Origin of the sequence: Burkholderia sp. WSM2232 (assembly GCF_000472545.1) — a bacterium.
Classification (GTDB): Bacteria; Pseudomonadota; Gammaproteobacteria; order Burkholderiales; family Burkholderiaceae; genus Paraburkholderia.
The window spans coordinates 1-14,627 of the sequence record NZ_AWZV01000044.1 but is presented as its reverse complement, the minus strand read 5'-3'; the positions used below and the strand labels follow the sequence as shown (position 1 = coordinate 14,627).

The 14,627-nt window shown below is 63.1% G+C and carries 15 protein-coding genes; 11 read left to right on the top strand and 4 right to left on the bottom strand.

What is annotated here, in order from left to right:
- Nucleotides 1-148: 148 nt before the first annotated feature.
- Nucleotides 149-1,360, top strand: a complete 1,212-nt coding sequence (locus F757_RS0128285; RefSeq protein ID WP_035467545.1) for an MFS transporter — start codon at nucleotides 149-151, stop codon at nucleotides 1,358-1,360.
- A gap of 302 nt (nucleotides 1,361-1,662) precedes the next feature.
- Nucleotides 1,663-1,848, top strand: coding sequence for a hypothetical protein (locus F757_RS0128280; protein ID WP_025598019.1), 186 nt, complete (start codon nucleotides 1,663-1,665; stop codon nucleotides 1,846-1,848).
- A 68-nt stretch (nucleotides 1,849-1,916) separates the two neighbouring features.
- Here F757_RS0128280 and mgrA read toward each other — a convergent pair whose 3' ends face one another.
- Nucleotides 1,917-2,960 carry an L-glyceraldehyde 3-phosphate reductase gene (gene mgrA, locus F757_RS0128275; protein WP_027214312.1) on the bottom strand — a complete coding sequence of 348 codons (1,044 nt, stop codon included), beginning with the start codon at nucleotides 2,958-2,960 and terminating at the stop codon, nucleotides 1,917-1,919.
- 210 nt (nucleotides 2,961-3,170) lie between these two features.
- Here mgrA and F757_RS0128270 point away from each other — a divergent pair, with 210 nt between their 5' ends.
- The gene (locus F757_RS0128270; RefSeq protein ID WP_013337762.1) at nucleotides 3,171-3,377 is read left to right on the top strand and encodes a DUF3185 family protein; all 207 of its coding nucleotides are present in this window, start codon (nucleotides 3,171-3,173) and stop codon (nucleotides 3,375-3,377) included.
- An 88-nt stretch (nucleotides 3,378-3,465) separates the two neighbouring features.
- Here the strand turns inward: F757_RS0128270 and F757_RS0128265 are convergent, their stop codons facing one another.
- Nucleotides 3,466-4,227 (bottom strand): phytanoyl-CoA dioxygenase family protein, encoded by a 762-nt coding sequence (locus tag F757_RS0128265; RefSeq protein ID WP_027214311.1) that lies wholly within the window; start codon nucleotides 4,225-4,227, stop codon nucleotides 3,466-3,468.
- Between the two features lie 497 nt (nucleotides 4,228-4,724).
- Between F757_RS0128265 and F757_RS0128255 the strand changes: the two genes are divergently transcribed.
- On the top strand, nucleotides 4,725-5,096 hold the full coding sequence (locus F757_RS0128255; RefSeq protein WP_027214310.1) for a hypothetical protein: 372 nt from the start codon (nucleotides 4,725-4,727) through the stop codon (nucleotides 5,094-5,096).
- A 243-nt stretch (nucleotides 5,097-5,339) separates the two neighbouring features.
- Here F757_RS0128255 and metK read toward each other — a convergent pair whose 3' ends face one another.
- Nucleotides 5,340-6,530, bottom strand: coding sequence for a methionine adenosyltransferase (metK, locus tag F757_RS0128250; RefSeq protein ID WP_027214309.1), 1,191 nt, complete (start codon nucleotides 6,528-6,530; stop codon nucleotides 5,340-5,342).
- A gap of 273 nt (nucleotides 6,531-6,803) precedes the next feature.
- Here metK and F757_RS0128245 point away from each other — a divergent pair, with 273 nt between their 5' ends.
- The 7 genes from F757_RS0128245 to dksA all read left to right on the top strand — a co-directional run bounded on the left by F757_RS0128245 (nucleotide 6,804) and on the right by dksA (nucleotide 14,255).
- Nucleotides 6,804-7,688, top strand: a complete 885-nt coding sequence (locus F757_RS0128245) for a lipid A biosynthesis lauroyl acyltransferase (RefSeq protein ID WP_027214308.1) — start codon at nucleotides 6,804-6,806, stop codon at nucleotides 7,686-7,688.
- A gap of 111 nt (nucleotides 7,689-7,799) precedes the next feature.
- Nucleotides 7,800-8,663 (top strand): diaminopimelate epimerase, encoded by an 864-nt coding sequence (dapF, locus tag F757_RS0128240; protein ID WP_027214307.1) that lies wholly within the window; start codon nucleotides 7,800-7,802, stop codon nucleotides 8,661-8,663.
- Between the two features lie 117 nt (nucleotides 8,664-8,780).
- On the top strand, nucleotides 8,781-9,500 hold the full coding sequence (locus F757_RS0128235; protein WP_027214306.1) for a DUF484 family protein: 720 nt from the start codon (nucleotides 8,781-8,783) through the stop codon (nucleotides 9,498-9,500).
- An 83-nt stretch (nucleotides 9,501-9,583) separates the two neighbouring features.
- Complete coding sequence (gene xerC, locus F757_RS0128230) at nucleotides 9,584-10,507, top strand: tyrosine recombinase XerC (RefSeq protein ID WP_027214305.1); 924 nt, start codon at nucleotides 9,584-9,586, stop codon at nucleotides 10,505-10,507.
- A 92-nt stretch (nucleotides 10,508-10,599) separates the two neighbouring features.
- Nucleotides 10,600-11,802 (top strand): class I SAM-dependent rRNA methyltransferase, encoded by a 1,203-nt coding sequence (locus tag F757_RS0128225; RefSeq protein ID WP_027214304.1) that lies wholly within the window; start codon nucleotides 10,600-10,602, stop codon nucleotides 11,800-11,802.
- A gap of 198 nt (nucleotides 11,803-12,000) precedes the next feature.
- On the top strand, nucleotides 12,001-13,098 hold the full coding sequence (locus F757_RS0128220; protein ID WP_027214303.1) for a CobW family GTP-binding protein: 1,098 nt from the start codon (nucleotides 12,001-12,003) through the stop codon (nucleotides 13,096-13,098).
- Nucleotides 13,099-13,835: 737 nt separating this feature from the next.
- Entirely contained in the window at nucleotides 13,836-14,255 is a 420-nt protein-coding gene (gene dksA / locus F757_RS0128210; RefSeq protein ID WP_006050516.1) for an RNA polymerase-binding protein DksA, read from the top strand.
- Between the two features lie 101 nt (nucleotides 14,256-14,356).
- Here dksA and F757_RS0128205 read toward each other — a convergent pair.
- Nucleotides 14,357-14,627: IS3 family transposase (locus tag F757_RS0128205; protein ID WP_027214301.1), on the bottom strand; the 271-nt coding region annotated here is incomplete at its 5' end.

The following is a 14,627-nucleotide window of genomic DNA, read 5'->3' as shown; positions in this document are numbered from 1 at the left end:
CATTTTCAGCGTATCCTTAACTGCTTTGCGGGCGCGGCGTCTGGCGAATATTCGTCATGACGATACCGGACGGATACTGTGAAGTGCTCTGACTTCGCGGCCGTTTTGCGCTCTGTCTTTTCCGCATTTGGTCCTGGTTCTTTCTGTCGTGCCCAACGCATCCGATACGCCTTATCTCGAACGCGGCACCCGCGCCTACTGGCGCGCCAGCATCGCCCTGCTGTTTGCGGGCTACGCCACGTTTTCATTGCTGTATTGCGTGCAGCCGCTGTTGCCGTCGTTTTCCTCGGCGTTCAACGTGACGCCTGCGCAAAGCAGCCTCACCGTCTCGCTCTCCACGGCGGCGCTCGCGTTCTCCATCTTCACGGCGGGCTTCGTCTCCGAAGGCTGGAGCCGTCACAAGCTGATGACGATGTCGTTGACCGTTTCGGCGCTGCTGACGATCGGCGTGTCGATTGCGCCGCAGTGGCATCAACTGCTCGTGTTGCGCACGCTCGAAGGTCTCGCGCTCGGCGGCGTGCCAGCCGTCGCCATGGCCTATCTCGCTGAAGAAGTGCACCCCGACGGTCTCGGCCTCGCGATGGGTTTGTATGTCGGCGGCACGGCAATCGGCGGAATGGCGGGGCGCGTGATCACCGGCGTGGTCGCCGATCTGTTCTCGTGGCGCGTCGCCATAGGCACGATCGGCGTGCTCGGCCTTCTGTCGATGCTCGCGTTTCGCGCGCTGCTGCCGCCGTCGCGCCATTTCGTGCCGCGGCGCGGACTCGGCTTCATGCATCACCGCAGCGCGTTGTTGCGCCAGTTCACACGGCCGGGCTTGCCCTTGCTGTTCCTGCTCGGCTTCGTGCTGATGGGCAGCTTCGTCACGCTGTACAACTACATCGGCTACCGGCTGCTCGCGCCGCCGTACCGCCTGAGTCAAACGGAGATCGGCGCAATTTTCGTGGTGTACCTGACGGGCGTGGTCGCGTCGCCGTGGTCCGGCCGCATGGCCGACACGTTCGGGCGCGCCCGTGTGCTCGCGGCGAGCTTGCTGCTGATGGGCGCGGGGCTCGCGCTCACCACATTGGGCGCGCTCGCAGCGATTGTCGGCGGCATTGCCTGCGTGACGTTCGGCTTCTTCGCCGGGCACGCGGTGGCGAGCGGCTGGGTCGGGCGTCTCGCGAAAGAGGCCAAGGGCCAGGCGGCCGCGCTTTATCTGCTCGCGTACTACATCGGCTCGAGCGTGGTCGGCTCATATGGCGGCCACATGTGGGCCGGTTTCGGATGGACCGGCGTAGCCGCACTCGTGGCCGCGCTGCTCGTCATCGGCATGCTGGCGGCGCTCAGATTGAGCCGGCTGGACGCGGCTCACGGTTGAGCGGAACGCGCGGCGACTGCGGCACGATGGCGAGTGCCCCGGCCATTCGCAGCGCATCGAAAATCGATAAAAAGTAAGGGCTGCGTAAGCAAGCGCTTCACTTTTTCCGTACCTTTTTGCTGCGCCGCCACAACCGTTGCGAGCCTTGCGGGCGTTGGCTTCAACGGCTTGCGAAGCGGCGTCGCGGAGCTCCAGCAGACGGCTACGGCGCTTCTGGCGTCACCTATACTCGAATCGGGCGTTGGCAGCGCACCGCTCAATCAGAGCCGCTGCTTTCGCCGCCAAAATAAATGGAGACGAGTATGACGACCTACTTCACGATTGGCGACTTCATTTTGGTCATTCCGATGGCGCTGGCGGGGGCTCTGTTCGTCGGCGCGCTGCCTTGCAAGACCGAGTTGCGGCACAACGTGCTGCGCGTGCTGGGTGCGTTGCTCGGTGTCGTCTTCGCGGTAGTGCTGGTGGAAGGCTTGCCCGCGCTCGTCTAGCGTCTGGCGAAAAAAGCCGCCTTGACGGCGGCTTGGTCTTCATTCGTGAGGCGCCAGCGTCGCCGGAATCAGACCGCCTGATCCGTCGACGGTTTCTCCCACAGGTTGATGCCGCCTTCCGTCGCGTAGCGGTCGATCTCCGCGAGTTCCTCTTTCGAGAACGCGAGGTTCTTCAACGCGCCGACGTTTTCGCGCACCTGTTCCGCGCGGTTCGCGCCGATCAGCACCGAGGTCACGCGCGGATCGCGCAACGCCCATGCGAGCGCCATTTGCGCGAGGCTCTGGCCGCGACGTTGCGCGATTTCGTTCAGCTTGCGCACGTGCTCGATATTCTCCGCGCTCAAATGCTCCTGCTTCAGGGACGCGCCGCCGGGCTTGTTCACGCGCGCGTCCTGCGGCACGCCGTTCAGATACTTGCCGGTCAGCAGACCTTGCGCGAGCGGCGTGAACGCAATCGTGCCCGCGCCGACCTGTTCCAGCGTGTCGAGCAACTCGCGTTCGATCCAGCGATTGAGCATGTTGTACGCGGGCTGATGAATCAGGAGCGGCACCTTATATTCGGCAAGCAGCTTCGCCATTTCGAGCGTCTTGCTCGCCGAGTACGACGAAATGCCGATGTACAGCGCCTTGCCCTGCTGCACGGCACTCGCCAATGCACCCGCGGTTTCTTCGAGCGGCGTGTGTGCGTCGAAGCGATGCGAATAGAAGATGTCGACGTAGTCGAGCCCCATGCGCTTGAGGCTCTGATCGAGACTCGCGAGCACGTATTTGCGCGAGCCGCCGCCCTGTCCATACGGGCCCGGCCACATGTCCCAGCCGGCCTTCGAAGAAATCAGCAGCTCGTCGCGATAGGGCTTGAAGTCGTCCTTGAAATGCCGGCCAAAGTTGGTCTCGGCACTGCCGTACGGCGGCCCGTAGTTGTTCGCCAGATCGAAGTGGGTGATGCCGAGATCGAACGCGGCGCGCAGAATTTCGCGCTGCGTGGAAAGCGGTGTGGTGTCGCCGAAGTTGTGCCACAAGCCGAGCGACAGCGCGGGAAGTTTAAGGCCCGACTTGCCGCACACGCGGTACTGCATGTCCGCATAGCGTTCTGAAGCTGCTTCGTAAGCCATTGCTGATGTCCTTGATAATGATGGCGCCCGGTGATCTCAGGCATGGGCAATCGCATGCTGCGGGAGGCGTGCTGCTGTGAGTTCGTTGTTATATGTGGTCAGACCGCTATGGTAGCCAATCGACGCGCTGGCTGCAGAGCGCGTCGCGCAGGATGGACGAGCGCTTTCACGTCCCCTACACTTTGCGCGGTCAAGCTTAGGGAGCGTTACATGACGAAGGCGATTTCAATTGCGCTGATTGTCGGCGGCGTATTGCTGCTGTACTTCGGCGGGCAGGCTTTCAATTCGGTGAGCAGCGACGTGTCGCGCGTCTTCACGGGCTCGCCCTCGAACAAGGCGATCATGCTGATTGTTGGCGGCGTGGTGGCCACGCTCGCAGGCATTACGGGCATGGCGTTGTCGGGGCGCAAGCGCTAAGCGCTTCGCGTGAAGCGGCGGCGGCGGCGTTGCGCGCTCGCGCAGGTTGTGCGCGCAGCACGCCGCCGCGAAGCTTCAGTTGTCTGAGTCAGAAAGCGATTTCAGGCTTCGCTGCTGAGCGTGTGCCCGGCAACGGCACATTGCTCGCGCCGTGATAGGTGAACACCAGCGAGAACTTCACCTGGTCGCTCAGATTCTTGCCCGCGGAGTGCAGCGTATTGCAGTGGAAAAACACCACGTCCCCCGCTTTCAGTTCGGGCGACACCGCGGCGCGAATCCACGTCTGATTTTCCTCGAGGTCGGAGCGAAAGAACTTGGCCTCGTCAAAGCGCTCGCCGGTGAAGGCGGCGCTGTGCGAGCCCGGCACGAACCAGAGCGCGCCGTTGTCGACAGTTTCATTGCCGAGCGCGAGCCACACCGAAACAAGATCGTCGCGCTCGAACGACCAGTAACGCACGTCCCGATGCCAGCCGGTCAGACTGCCGTACGCCGGGTGCTTGGTCATCATGCAGTTGTGGTGCGCGCGGGAAAGGCGCGGCTCTTCGCCGAAATACAACTCCATCCAGCCGCGAATTTCGGGCGCGGTTGCCCACTGCGCGAAACTGCTATCGCGCCCGTATGCGTCTAGCAAGCGCCGCACGGTATGACCGCCGGGCGCGAGTTTCGAAGAGGGCGCACCGGGATATTGCAGATCCGCCTCGAACTCGACGGGCGGGGCGGCGTCCTCCAACTGACGTTGCGCAACCTGTTTCATTTCCTCGCAACGCTCGGCCGACAGGAGGCCGGGCACGACGACAAAGCCCTGCTCACGCAGCGTGTGGATCTGCTCTTTCTTCGAATGGAGTGACATGGCGTTCCGTGACCGTCGACTAACCGATGTTCGATTGTAAAACGGGCGCGATCATACCGCCTGCTGTTTCACCGTCGCGTTTCGTCGGAGGTTTGATGTTGATCCAAGGCGCCGCACTGATTGCATGCGGCGCACAGGCTGCGGCCGCACGCCGGCTGTGCAACCGCGCACGCTAATCGTGCTGCGACAACAGGTGCCAGTTCGGGCCGCAAACGCCGCGCGCGTCGGTGAAAACCCTTATTCGCAGGGTAAAAACCGACTTTCAGACGTCATGAATCACGTGTAGCCTGCACGCATGTTGATCGCTACTCCCGCCTGCTTTTGCGTCTCACGGGCTTTGCAGCCCGAAGGCGCGATCCATCCCGGCGTGTTTCATCGCGCAGTTCTTCACCCAGCTTCGGGCTTACGCTTCGTGCGTCGAGAGACCGCCATTGGCACACCGGGTGCTACAACTGGCGCACATTCCATCGCGCGACACGTTGCCTATCTGTAAAGCCATGCATACTCTTCTGAGCACCCGTTTCACTCGCGCCGCCCTGAAAGCGGCCCGTCCGGCACGCCGTCACGTCGTGCGCGCGCTGCGCCATCACGCCACACGCACGCGTGCCTTGGGCGAACAATGGCGCGACGCGAAAGCAGTCGACGGCATCCGCACCTGGTTCAACTCTTTTTTCTCTGCTTTGCGTACGCGCGGCGGTGCACGCCGCCTGTCGCTGCGCACGCTGCTGCGCAAGCCCACGCCACTGCGTCTGACGACGACCCCGCGCACGGCCGTCGCGACGCAGTCGCAGCACGCAAGCCGCCGCCCGCGCCGCATGTCGACGAGCGGCAGCACGGGCTGGTTTGCGTTCGCGTTCGCGACGCGCTAGGCAGCGCAAGCGCTAGCGTCACGACAATGCCCCTGTGCCTTACACGGCCCGGCACGTTGTAACGTTTCGTGGCGTTTCCCGATGTGGCGGGCCGCGTCGATTCGACCTGGCGAGGCGCGACGCGCACAGAATCAATGACGCCAATAGAAACGGCCCGATCAGCAATCAGCCGATCGGGCCGTTTCAGTCAGCCTGAGTATCCGGTTTGAAAAAAACCGCCCCGCGCAGGCAGCGGGGCTTTCGTCAGTCCGCCAATGCGGCGACCGGCTCGGTGCCGGCGGCTTCTGCCAACGCCAGCGCCTTGTCCGTGGCTTCCCACGTGAATTCCGGCTCTTCGCGGCCGAAGTGACCGTAAGCTGCGCTCTTCTCGTAGACCGGACGCAGCAGATCGAGCATCTGGATGATGCCCTTCGGACGCAGATCGAAATGCTCCTGCACGAGACGCGTGATGGTGACGTCCGACACGCGGCCGGTGCCGAACGTGTTGACCATGACCGAGGTCGGCTGCGCCACGCCGATTGCGTACGACACCTGAATCAGGCAGCGCGACGCAAGGCCTGCGGCCACGATGTTCTTCGCGACGTAGCGGCCGGCGTACGCTGCCGAGCGGTCGACCTTCGACGGGTCCTTGCCCGAAAACGCGCCGCCGCCGTGCGGTGCCGCGCCACCGTACGTATCGACGATGATCTTGCGCCCCGTCAGACCGCAATCGCCTTGCGGGCCGCCGATCACGAACCGGCCGGTCGGGTTCACGAGGAACTTGATGTCGCCCTTGATCAGATTGGCCGGCAGCGTCGGCTTGATGACTTCTTCGATCACCGCTTCGCGCAGCGTGCCCAGATCAATGTCCGGCGAATGCTGCGTGGAAAGCACGACCGTGTCGATGGAATGCGGTTTGCCGTCCACATAACGCACGGTGACCTGCGACTTCGCGTCCGGACGCAGCCACGGCAGGCGGCCGTCGCGGCGCAGATTGGCCTGGCGTTCCACCAGACGATGCGACAGGTGGATCGGCAACGGCATCAGTTCCGGGGTTTCCTCGCACGCGTAGCCGAACATCAGGCCCTGGTCGCCCGCGCCCTGGTCCAGGTTGTTGTCGTGCGCGCGGTCCACGCCCTGAGCGATGTCCGGCGACTGCTTGTCGTATGCGACGAGCACGGCGCAGCCGCGGTAGTCGATACCGTAGTCGGTGTTGTCGTAGCCGATGCGCTTGATGGTATTGCGCGCGATCTGAATGTAGTCGACGTTCGCGGTCGTGGTGATTTCACCCGCGAGCACCACCAGCCCGGTGTTGCACAGCGTTTCCGCCGCGACACGCGAGTATTTGTCCTGCGACAGGATGGCGTCGAGAATCGCGTCCGAGATTTGGTCCGCGACCTTGTCGGGATGGCCTTCAGAAACGGATTCGGAGGTGAAGAGATAGTCGTTTGCCACGTTGCAGACTCCTGTTTTGTGGTTACGGTTGATATTCACGTAGCCAGCTTCGGGAGCCTGAAGCGGCGACGCTTTAGCGGATTACCTTACCGGCCGGCGCGAATCACGTGGACCGCACCGCCTGGCTTCGCCCCGCAAGTTGTCTATTAACTCGGCGAAGCCCTTATTATAGCGACTTCCAATGATTGTCACAGAGTGCTCACGAGTGCGGTATTACGTCAACTTCGCTGCTTTCCTGAACCCCGTCGCGCGCAAGGCCTTCCTGGAGGCCGCATGCTGAGCCGCTTCGGCCCCCGGCTCGCTATCGGCCTGCTCAAACTTTTTGCCCTGTTGCCCTATGGTTTCGTCGCGCGTCTGGGCGACGGTCTCGGCTGGCTGCTGTATCAGATCCCGAGCCGGCGCAGGCGAATCGTCCACACCAATCTCAAGCTGTGCTTTCCCGAATGGAGCGACGAGCGCCGCGAAGAGGTCGCGCAAAAGCATTTCCGCCACGCGATCCGCAGTTATCTTGAGCGCAGCGTGCAATGGTTCGGCTCGGCGAAGAAGCTGGAGAAGCTGATTCAGGTGGACAGCGCAATCGACCTGACCGACCCGAACCTGCCGCCCACCCTCTTTCTCGGCTTTCACTTCGTGGGTATCGAGGCGGGCTCGATCTTTCTCAATTACTCGCTCAAGCGCCAATGCGGCTCGCTTTATCAGCCGATGTCGAATCCCGAACTCGAGGAAGTCGCCAAGGCGGCGCGCGCACGTTTTGGCGCGGACATGGCGAGCCGCGCGGACAGCGCGCGCATCGTGCTGCGCTGGCTGCGCGAGCGCAAGCCGGTCATGCTGGGCGCCGACATGGACTACGGCGCACGCAATTCGACTTTCGTGCCGTTCTTCGGCGTGCCGACCTGCACGCTGACCGCAGTGGGCCGGCTCGCGAAGGTAGGGCATGCGCAAGTCGTGCCGTTCATCGGTGAAGTGCTGCCGAACTACAAGGGTTATCGCCTGCGAGTCTTCAAGCCGTGGGAGGGCTACCCGACCGGCGACGACGACGCTGACGCGCGGCGCATGAACGCGTTTCTTGAAGAACAGATTCCTTCGATGCCCGAGCAGTACTACTGGGTCCACAAGCGTTTCAAGACGCGGCCGCCGGGCGTGCCGGGCGTCTATTGAACGAGGCTGGCAACGCGTGGAGTCGGCGCCTCATCAGAACTGCGAAGCAGCCATGCGCGGAAATACAGCGGCGTTCGGCTCACGGGCAAGCGCGTCACTTACAATAGCGTGATGAAACTGAAATTCACCAAAATGCACGGCGCGGGTAACGACTTCGTCGTGCTCGACGGCTACACCCAACCGGTCAACCTGAGCCCGGCGCAGGTGCGCGCGCTCGCAGACCGGCATTTCGGCGTCGGTGCCGACCAGTTGCTGCTGGTCGAAAAACCGACGGTGGAAGGCGTCGATTTCAGATATCGCATCTTCAATTGCGACGGCGGCGAAGTCGAGCATTGCGGCAACGGCGCGCGCTGCTTCGTGAAATTCGTGCGCGACAGCGGCCTGACCGATCAGCGCAGCGTGCGCGTGCAAGTGCAGAAAGGCACCATCACGCTCACCATGCAGGAAAACGGCGAAGTGCTCGTCGACATGGGCGCGCCGGTGTTCGAGCCGGAGCGCGTGCCGTTCGCGACCAAGGGTATCCAGGGCCGGCGCGAGGGCGCGGACACGCTATGGCCGCTGGATGTGAATGGCACCACGCGCTGGATTTCGGTCGTGTCGATGGGCAATCCACACGCGGTGCAAGTGGTGGACGACGTCGAAGCATTCCCCGTGCTGATAGAAGGTCCGGTGATCGAGCGCCACGCGCGCTTTCCCCAGCGGGTGAACGCGGGCTTCATGCAGATTGTTGGCCGCAGCGAAATCAAACTGCGCGTCTACGAGCGCGGCGCCGGCGAAACGCTGGCGTGCGGCACGGGCGCATGCGCGGCGGTGGCCGCCGGTATTCGCCGCGGACTGCTCGACTCGCCGGTGCTGGTTCATACGCATGGCGGCAAGCTCACCATCTCGTGGGACAGTAATCAGGAAAGCGAACCGCTTCTGATGGCGGGCCCGGCCACCACCGTTTTCCAGGGCGAAATAGAGCTGGCCGATTGAAGGCAGATTGCGGGCCGATCGGGCGCGGGCCGCTCAATCGTTCCTGCACGATTCATTAACTCATTGATCGACGCGTCGCATGAAGGCGTCGTCCCCCGTAGTCCTTTAGCCGAAACCATGAACGATCGCGAAGTCGCCGAATATCTGCTCGCCAATCCCGAATTCTTCGCCGAACACGCCGAAGTGCTCGCGACCATCCGGCTCGCGAACCCGCACGGCAAGGCCGCGGTGTCGCTGCAGGAACGGCAGATGGAAATGCTGCGCGACAAGAACAAGCATCTCGAACGCCGTCTCGCCGAACTGCTGCGCTACGGTCACGAGAACGACAGCATCGCCTCGAAGTTCAACCGCTGGACCATCCGCGTGATGGCGGAGCGCGATCCCTACGCGCTGCCCCGCACCATCGCCAACGGCCTGCGCGAAATTTTCGACGTGCCCCAAGCGGCGCTGCGTGTCTGGGACGTCGCCGAGCCCTACGCTCAGGCGGATTTCGCGCGCCACGTCGGCGAAGAAGTGCGAATCTTCGCGAATAGCCTGACGGCGCCTTACTGCGGCGCCAACACCGGCTTCGAGGCGGCGCAGTGGCTCGTCGCGGCGGCCGCGACATCGGACGAGAACCCGGCGGGCGGCGCCGCGCCCGAGCCGGCGCACGCAACCGAATCGATTGCGCTGCTCGCGCTGCGCGACCCCGAAGCCAGCGAAGACGCTCCGGTGTTCGGCCTGCTGGTAATGGGATCTGCGGACGCCCGGCGCTTTCACGACGGCATGGCCACGGACTTCCTCACGCAGATCGGCGCGCTGGCAAGCGCCGCGCTCAGCCGTTTGCTGCCGCGCTGAGCCGGCGAGCGCACGCGTCAGCGGCCGTCATCACCCAGCCGAGAGCCGCCAACCACAGTCAGCCCAGCCCAAAACCGCCTATCGTGACCGAAACCGACTTCATCGCCGCTTATTTGTCGAACCTCGAACACGAGCGGCGGCTGTCGGCGCACACGTTGCGCGGCTACACGCACGAACTGGACGAATTGCGGCTGCTCGCGAAAGGTCGGCCGCTCCAGAGCCTCACCGCCGTCGACATTCGCGGCGCCGTGGCGCGCGCGCACGCGGGCGGCCTCACGGCGCGCTCGATCAGCCACCGCCTGTCGGCATGGCGCGCGTTTTACCGCTGGCTCGCGGGCCGCGTCGATCTGCCGGCCAATCCGGTTGCCACCGTGCGCGCGCCGAAGCAGCCCAAGACGTTGCCCAAGGCGCTGTCCGTCGACGACGCGAATCGCCTGATGGAATCGCCGCCGGCGGCATCGGCCGAAGGGTTGTGCGATCACGCAATGCTCGAGCTCTTCTACTCGTCCGGGCTGCGTCTCGCGGAACTGGTCGGCCTCGACGTGCGCTTCGCCGACGCCGACGGCTACCGCTCGGCCGGCTGGCTCAAGCTCGATTCGGCGGAAGTGGAAGTGCTCGGCAAGGGCAACCGGCGCCGTATCGTGCCGGTCGGCAGCAAGGCGCTCGAAGCGCTGAACGCCTGGCTCGCGGTGCGCGACCAGATGGTCAGGCTCGATCCGCATCCGCTGTTTCTGTCGGCGCGGGGCAATCGCCTATCGCCGAACGTGGTCCGGGAGCGTGTGAAGCGCGCGGCGCTGGTCGCCGGCATTCCCGCCAACGTGCACCCGCACGTGTTGCGGCATTCGTTCGCCACGCACGTGCTGCAGTCGAGCGGCGATCTGCGCGCCGTGCAGGAATTGCTCGGCCACGCGAGCATCACGGCGACGCAGGTGTACACGGGCCTCGACTTCCAGCACCTCGCGCGGGTCTACGATCAGGCGCATCCGCGCGCCAAAAAACGCGACTGACGCCGCTTCGGCGGCCGGAGAACAGTCACCGCCTTGCTTCATCCGCCGCGCGCGCAGCCGGTCGCGCGGCCTCTTGCTCCTGCTGACACCTCATGAATACCGTTACGCTCAAACCGTCTAAAGAAAAATCGCTGCTGCGCCGTCACCCGTGGGTGTATGCGAACGCCATCGACCGCATCGACGGCCATCCCGCGGCAGGCGCGACGGTGCTGGTGCGCGCGCACGACGGCCGGTTTCTCGCGCGCGCCGCCTACAGCCCGCACTCCCAAATCCGCGCGCGCGTATGGAGCTTCGACGAAGCGGAGCCGATCGACCATGCTTTTTTCAAGCGCCGCGTGCAGCGCGCGCTTGCGCATCGACAAGCGATGGTGCGCGATACCGGCGCGGTGCGGCTGATTTTCGGCGAAGCCGACGGTCTGCCGGGCCTGATCGTCGATCACTACGTCGCCGAGGACGAAGGTCAGCGCAGCCAGCTCGTCTGCCAGTTCATGGCGGCGGGCGTCGAGGCGTGGAAGGACGCGATTGTCGCCGCGCTCGTCGGCGCGACCAGTTGTCCGAACGTCTACGAGCGCTCGGACGTGTCGATTCGTCAGAAGGAAGGGCTGGAGCAGATTACCGGCGTGCTCGCGGGCGAAGCTCCGTCGGAAACCCTGATCGCAAGTGAAAACGGCGTGCGTTATCACGTCGATGTGCGCAACGGCCACAAGACCGGTTTCTACGTCGACCAGCGCGACAACCGCTTGCTGGTACAGCAGTTTGCCGAGGGCCGCGAGGTGCTGAACTGCTTCTGCTACACGGGCGGCTTCTCGCTCGCGGCGCTCAAGGGCGGGGCGAAGCGGGTCGTGTCGATCGATTCGTCGGGCGAGGCTCTCGCGCTCGCGCAGCAGAACGTCGCGGCCAACGGCTTTGACGCAGAGCGCGCGGCCTGGCTCGACGCGGACGCTTTCAAGACGCTGCGCCGCCTCTACGACGAAGGGGAGCGTTTCGATCTGATCGTGCTCGATCCGCCGAAATTCGCGCCTTCGCGTGAACATGTGGACCGCGCGTCGCGCGCCTATAAGGACATCAACTTGACGGGGTTCAAGCTGCTGCGGCCGGGCGGCCTGCTTTTCACGTACTCGTGCTCCGGCGCGATCGATCCCGAGCTGTTCCAGAAGATCGTGGCAAGTGCCGCCGCGGACGCGCGCGTCGATGCACGGATTTTGAAGCGGCTTGGCGCGGGCGTGGACCATCCTTTGCTGACAGCGTTTCCGGAAGGTGAATATCTGAAAGGGCTGCTGTTGCAAATCGCCTGATCGCCCATAACTTCACGGTTATTTCGCATTCGGGCACGGCGCAGCAGCGTTTTGCGGCTGGCGCCTGCCAGCGCCGCGCGGGCAGATATGTTTCAATAACCGGCTGGACGGGCTGCGCGCCGCGAGGCCGCCGCGCCCCACTCATGCATCCGGTATGCATACGATTACGCATCGTTTCACGACTAACAGGCGAACAACATGATTCCAGTCACCATCCTGACCGGCTTTCTCGGCAGCGGCAAAACCACCCTGCTCAAACGCATCCTGAACGAAAAGCACGGCATGAAGATCGCCGTGATCGAGAACGAGTTCGGCGAAGAGAACATCGACAACGACATCCTCGTGCAGGACACGGGCGAGCAGATCATTCAGATGAGCAACGGCTGCATTTGCTGCACGATCCGCGGCGACCTGTCGCGCGTGCTTGGCGACCTTGCCGCGCAAAAGCAGTCAGGCAAGCTGGACTTCGACCGTGTGGTGATCGAAACCACCGGTCTCGCGAATCCCGGCCCGGTCGCCCAGACGTTCTTCATGGACGACCAGATCGCCGGCGAATTCCTGCTCGACGCGATCATCACGCTGGTCGACGCGAAGCACGCGAACCATCAGCTGGACGAACACGAAGTCGTGCAGCGCCAGGTGGGTTTCGCCGATCGGCTTTTCATCACCAAGTCGGACCTCGTGGACGAACAGCACCTCGCCGATCTGCGCCACCGCCTGCTGCATATGAATCCGAAGGCGGCAATCAAGGTGGTCAATTTCGGCGACGCGGACATTAAAGAGATTTTCGATCTGCGCGGCTTCAATCTGAATTCGAAGCTGGAGATCGATCCGGACTTCCTCACCGAGGACGAGCACGCGCATAACCACGCTCATGCGCATGACGAGCACGGCCATACACACGACCACGATCACGACGACGCAAATTGCGATCATGACCACGGCCATTGCGACCACGAGGGGCACCACCACGGCCACCGTCATCACGCGCATCACGACGACAAGATCAAGTCGTTCGTGTACCGCAACGATCGCCCGTTCGATCCGAACAAGCTCGAAGACTTTCTCGGCGGCATTCTGCAGATCTACGGCGAGCACCTGCTGCGCTACAAGGGCGTGCTGTATATGAAGGGCGTCGACCGCAAAGTCGTGTTCCAGGGCGTGCACCAGATGATGGGCAGCGACCTCGCGGCCAAGTGGCAGCCGGCCGAGAAAAAGACCAACAAGATGGTCTTTATCGGCATTGATTTGCCGCAAGACCTGATTACCGACGGCCTCGACGCCTGCCTGGTCTGAGCGGATTGATACCGGATCGCATGGCTACGCGCCAATGATCTGCCTAAAGTCGGCGGCAGCGAGCGTGCCTGCGGGCCTGGTTGTGAAGTGGGCGGTAAAGCGGTTTGTGACGTTGACTGTAAAGCGGGCTGTGAAGCCGGGGTTAAAGCAGGCTATGAAGCGCGCTGTAAAGCACACAGCAAGCACTACGCGGCGGCAAAGCGCCACCGCGAAATGTGCGCTGGCGCACACGTATGAAAAACGCGTGAAAACCCTGCTGTATTAGTGCCTGTCCAACCATCGCTTTTTGCCCGTTCGCGCGTTATATTTTCGGGATACCGGTGTGCCGCAGAGGGATTTCCACCAGTTGCGGCGCCGGATTGTGATTCAGTTACAATACGTGCCCACTGGAGAATGAGAACGATTTGCCCGGTCAGTGCGCGGTGATTACGTATTGCGCGCCGGGCCTGAAGCGGCGCCGGCAAATCCTGTCCGGGAACTCGCCGACAATGCCCGCGGCAGCCACAGGAGATTCGCTGCCAGGGAGCAAATACCTCAGGAGCATTTGAGAACCGGTTTCCAGAGGAGTTCGGCCCCGCATTGGCGTTGCGACGCCCGAGGGGGTGTGAGGCGCTTCGGCGTCACGACAGTTCATCGTCCGTGCCAGCCCTGTGCTCAACGTCCCAGGCGCCTTGCGGGCAATACGAAAGTGCGGGCACTATGTAAGAGTTTTGCCTCACATTGAAGAAGTAAGCCAGATGACGACGAAACGACTCTTGACCGAAGCCGAAATCCTGAAGATGAGCGACAAGGATTACATGAATGAGGATCAGCTCGCTTTCTTCAAGAACAAGCTCGAACAGCTGCAGGCGGAAATTCTCCGCAATGCCGGCCAGACGACCGAGAACCTGCGCGAAACCGTAATCGTGCCGGACCCGGCCGACCGCGCAACGATCGAGGAAGAGCATGCACTCGAGCTGCGCACGCGCGACCGCGAGCGCAAGCTGCTGAAGAAGGTGCAGCAGTCGCTCGCGCGTATCGACTCTGGCGACTACGGCTGGTGCGAAGAAACCGGTGAGCCTATCGGCATCCCGCGTCTGCTCGCCCGGCCCACGGCGACCCTGTCGCTGGAGGCGCAGGAGCGCCGCGAACTGCGCCAGAAGCTGTTCGGCGACTGAACGCCGGCGGCGCAGCTTCGGCGCTGCGCCCCCCAACGCTGCTTCGTCGAGAGGCGCACGGTGATCTGAACTGACCCCGTAAAGTTGGACAGTTTGGTCGGCTAGGCTGTTGAGGGCTGAGTTCTGTACATCACGGGACTCAGCCCTTTCAATTTCAGCTTGATGCGCTTGTGGTTGTAGTAGTGGATGTACTGTTTGATGCCGGCCTTCAGTGCATCGATGCTTTCGAACCTGTTCAGGCGGAAGAACTCCGACTTAAGGGTGCCAAAGAAGCTTTCTATCGCTGCGTTGTCGTGGCAGTTTGCCTTGCGCGACATACTCTGGGTCAGGCCACGTTGATCGAGCATCCTCCGGTAGGCGGACATCTGGTAT

Excerpts from the sequence above, each read along its gene's own strand:
- dksA (WP_006050516.1), top strand. The coding sequence starts at position 13,836 with ATGACGACGAAACGACTCTTGACCGAAGCCGAAATCCTGAAGATGAGC.
- F757_RS0128235 (WP_027214306.1), top strand. The coding sequence starts at position 8,781 with ATGAACGATCGCGAAGTCGCCGAATATCTGCTCGCCAATCCCGAATTC.
- F757_RS0128255 (WP_027214310.1), top strand. The coding sequence starts at position 4,725 with ATGCATACTCTTCTGAGCACCCGTTTCACTCGCGCCGCCCTGAAAGCG.
- F757_RS0128280 (WP_025598019.1), top strand. The coding sequence starts at position 1,663 with ATGACGACCTACTTCACGATTGGCGACTTCATTTTGGTCATTCCGATG.
- F757_RS0128225 (WP_027214304.1), top strand. The coding sequence starts at position 10,600 with ATGAATACCGTTACGCTCAAACCGTCTAAAGAAAAATCGCTGCTGCGC.
- F757_RS0128245 (WP_027214308.1), top strand. The coding sequence starts at position 6,804 with ATGCTGAGCCGCTTCGGCCCCCGGCTCGCTATCGGCCTGCTCAAACTT.
- mgrA (WP_027214312.1), bottom strand. The coding sequence starts at position 2,960 with ATGGCTTACGAAGCAGCTTCAGAACGCTATGCGGACATGCAGTACCGC.
- dapF (WP_027214307.1), top strand. The coding sequence starts at position 7,800 with ATGAAACTGAAATTCACCAAAATGCACGGCGCGGGTAACGACTTCGTC.
- F757_RS0128265 (WP_027214311.1), bottom strand. The coding sequence starts at position 4,227 with ATGTCACTCCATTCGAAGAAAGAGCAGATCCACACGCTGCGTGAGCAG.
- F757_RS0128220 (WP_027214303.1), top strand. The coding sequence starts at position 12,001 with ATGATTCCAGTCACCATCCTGACCGGCTTTCTCGGCAGCGGCAAAACC.
- F757_RS0128270 (WP_013337762.1), top strand. The coding sequence starts at position 3,171 with ATGACGAAGGCGATTTCAATTGCGCTGATTGTCGGCGGCGTATTGCTG.